The organism is Vibrio sp. 1249-1 (assembly GCF_033340495.1).
The window spans coordinates 1-824 of the sequence record NZ_JAWOWJ010000352.1 but is presented as its reverse complement, the minus strand read 5'-3'; the positions used below and the strand labels follow the sequence as shown (position 1 = coordinate 824).

Below are 824 nucleotides of genomic sequence, written 5' to 3'. Positions count from 1 at the left end.
GACTTTTTTAGCCATGAACCAAGTGCGACTCACATGCTGACTTGGGTGTACAGCAATCTTGGTGCGCCAGCGAGCTATCGCACAATGGATGGCTTTGGCGTTCACGCTTACAAGTGGATCAACCAACAAGGTGATGTGAACTATGTGAAGTTCCAATGGAAGAGCCAACAAGGCATTAAGAGTCTTCGTCCTAATGAAATGACGGAAATGCAGGGTAAAGACTTCAATCACCTTACGAATGATTTGTATGCCGAAATTGGTCGCGGAAACTACCCTAAGTGGGATCTGTACGTAAAGGTGTTGTCGCCAGAAGCATTAAGCAAGTTGGATTACAACGGCCTTGATGCAACCAAAGTGTGGTTGAATGTACCGGATCGCAAAGTGGGCACCATGACGCTTAATCGTCTGCCGGAAAACTTCTTTTTAGACACCGAACAGTCGGCATTCGCACCTTCAAACCTGATCCCAGGTATTGAGCCATCGGAAGACCGTTTGTTGCAAGGCCGTTTGTTTGCGTACGCTGACACTCAGCTTTACCGCTTAGGCGCGAACTTGTTCCAGCTGCCAGTGAACCGTCCGTTAACGTCTGTTAGTAATCATAATCAAAATGGTTTGAGCAATAACGCGCAGCTGAGCAATGGGGACGTAAATTATGAACCAAGCCGTAAGCTTAACTTGGCTGAAGACAATCAGTTTAAAGCGGTAGAAACCAAGCTCGTAGGTACGGTTCAGCAAAAAGCGATCAGTAAACCACGAGATTTCTACCAAGCTGGCGTGTTGTACCGCAGCATGAATGAACAAGACAGAAGCGATCTGATTGCTAA

At 46.7% G+C, this 824-nt stretch carries 1 protein-coding gene; it reads left to right on the top strand.

What is annotated here, in order from left to right:
• Nucleotides 1–824: catalase (locus R7Z50_RS26310; protein WP_318149588.1), on the top strand; the 824-nt coding region annotated here is incomplete at both ends.